Source organism: Synechococcus sp. R55.7 (assembly GCF_047461955.1).
Taxonomy (GTDB): Bacteria; Cyanobacteriota; Cyanobacteriia; order Thermostichales; family Thermostichaceae; genus Thermostichus.
Map to the genome: position 1 here is coordinate 1 of NZ_JANSIC010000293.1, position 2,464 is coordinate 2,464.

Below are 2,464 nucleotides of genomic sequence, written 5' to 3' on the forward strand. Positions count from 1 at the left end.
TCGGTCCTGAGTGATCCTGTGAAGCGAAAAGCCTATGACTCCCAAAGGCTTTCCCAGACTTCGCCCACAAAAGGGAGCGGGTATGACCAAGACTTAAAAGCAGAACGCGGTTACAGCACACAAGATGGCAAACCTTGGCCCTTTGACTTCGACAAGATAAAGGAAGCTGCAGAAGAGATAGAACGTCGTAAGAAAAACATCGAGGCCAACTATAACCAAAGAGTAGAGCAAGTTAAGTCTGAGTTAAGGAGAAACTTGATCTCTATCGGAATAAAACAAGAGGAAGCTAAAATTGATCATACCTTTGCCACCAAAAGTGACACTATACTGGGTGCCCTCTCGCTTTTAGTCCTGAGCTTGTTCATTGGTGCCTTAAGTAGCTCAATCGGGCTTGTGCTCTTTCTAATCTCAGTTATTAGTCTTTTTATGGCCATTTTTGATAAAGGATATAGCAAGTCGCAAGTTGAGAGCGCTAAGAAGCTACAGGAAGAGGCAAAATCAGTAATAGCCCAGATAGAGAAAGATAGGAACTCGAAGCTTTCCCAGCTTGAGCTTCACTGTAGAAGTAGGATCGATCATTTTAAAGCTGTCCCTATCGAATCTATATCCCCATTTTATAAGTGGGCTGAGTGGGGAGGATCAGCTATTTTTGCTAACTGCAATGAAGGAAAAGGCAGATGCTAAAAGCCTAGAAGAAAACTTGAAGATAGCGGCTGGAGTTGCTGTGGGTATTGGCATACTAGCCGCCTTATTTGGGCTGGGAGGTGGATTTCACCCATTCTGAATCTCAAGAAGAGGCAAAACACTGCTTCATCTCCTGCAGCACCTGGGCATCTTGAGAGGCCGTTCTCGCGCCCGCTTGAGCAGCCCAGCACTTAAGACTCTCGATTTGGTCGCGGGCAATCGAGGCCAAAGGCACGGTTTCGCGGATGGCCTGCAGGATATCCTCTTGGGTAAAGTCCCGCCGGGCGCCGCTGCCACTGCCCCCAAAGGCGTTGTACATGGCATCTACAATGGCTTGCTCGATCTCGGCACCACTGAAATCCTGAGCTGCGGCTGCCAAAGCTTCCAGGTCAAATTCTCGCAGGCGGCTGGGGCGCAACCGCTGCAAATGCACCCGGAAGATCTCTTTGCGCTCAGCGTGGGTGGGCAGGTTCAAGAAGAAAATCTCGTCAAAGCGGCCCTTGCGCAACAGCTCTGGCGGCAGCAGCGGCACGTTGTTGGCGGTGGCCACAATGAAAACAGGGCTGGTTTTCTCCTGCATCCAGGTAATCAGGCTGCCAAACACCCGGCGGCTGGTACCAGAATCTCCATCGGCACTGCTGGTGATGTTGCCAAAGGCTTTGTCGATCTCGTCGATCCAAAGCACGCAGGGGGCCATCGCCTCCGCCAGTTGGATCATCTGCCGCACCCGGCTTTCCGACTCGCCGACGATGCCGGCAAACAGCCGCCCGGCATCCAATCTCAGCAGGGGCAGCCGCCACTCATTGGCGATGGTCTTGGCGGAGAGGGATTTGCCGGTGCCCTGGATCCCGACCAGCAGCACGCCCTTGGGGTTGGGCAGGCCATAGCGACGCGCCTCTTCGGTAAAGGCTTCTTGCCGCACTCGCACCCAGGCCTTGAGATTATCCAGGCCCCCCACGCTTTTGAGGGTCTCGCGGGCGGTGAAAAACTCCAGGATGCCGGTTTGGCGGATGGCCTGCTTTTTTTCCTCTAGCACCAGGTCGATATCGGCTTCATTGACCTCCTGCTTGGCGGCCAAAGCGCGGGCCAAAACGCGGCGGATACGTTCTCGGCTCAGCCCTTGACAGGCTTTGACCAGTTGCTCGCGGGCCAGAGGGGTAAGCTTGAGCTTATCTGGAGCCACATAGAGCTGGATGAGGCGGCTGATCTCTTCGCTGTTGGGCAAGGGAATATCGACGACGGTGATCTCCTCCGTCAGGTCGCTGGGCACTTCCAGGGTGTGGCTGAGCAGGATCAGCATCTTGCGGGTGCGCTTGAGCTCGCGGCTGAGGTTTTTCAGCTCCCGGATGATGGGAGCGTTTTTGTCGCTGGTGGCGTTGCGCAACACAAAGTGCAGATCCCGCAGCACAAACAGGGTGTCCTCGTTGGGGGCAGAGCGCCACACCCGCCCCAGAGCTGCCATGATGGAGCCCCGATCCTCGCCTGTATCTTGCCAGCCCCGCACCAAGTCCCAGAACAACAATTGCCGCGGTGGGTCTGTCCGTCTGGCTACTTGGGTTAGCACGGCATCGGCAGGCTCTTCTTCTGGAGAGACCAAGTAAACCAGGGGGTAGCGGGCCCGGATCATCAAATCCAGCTCTGTCACCAGCCCTGCTTGCAGCTCCGCCGGGATCTCGACCAGGGCAGGATCCCTGCTGTCTGGATTTGTTTTTCTTGCGGCTTCTGTCATCGCCTCTGGAGTTTAGAACATCCTTACTTCATCTTCCTCTCACTTGTTCAG

At 54.8% G+C, this 2,464-nt stretch carries 2 protein-coding genes; one reads left to right on the top strand and one right to left on the bottom strand.

Annotated features, from left to right (window positions below; all coding sequences use genetic code 11):
- Nucleotides 1–684: J domain-containing protein (locus NW820_RS11840; RefSeq protein ID WP_414407587.1), on the top strand; the 684-nt coding region annotated here is incomplete at its 5' end.
- A 103-nt stretch (nt 685–787) separates the two neighbouring features.
- Here the strand turns inward: NW820_RS11840 and NW820_RS11845 are convergent.
- The gene (locus NW820_RS11845) at nt 788–2,311 is read right to left on the bottom strand and encodes an AAA family ATPase (protein ID WP_414407588.1); all 1,524 of its coding nucleotides are present in this window, start codon (nt 2,309–2,311) and stop codon (nt 788–790) included.
- Between the last annotated feature and the right edge of the window lie 153 nt (nt 2,312–2,464).

Coding starts and splice junctions, on each gene's coding strand:
- NW820_RS11845 (WP_414407588.1), bottom strand. CDS start 2,311: ATGATCCGGGCCCGCTACCCCCTGGTTTACTTGGTCTCTCCAGAAGAA.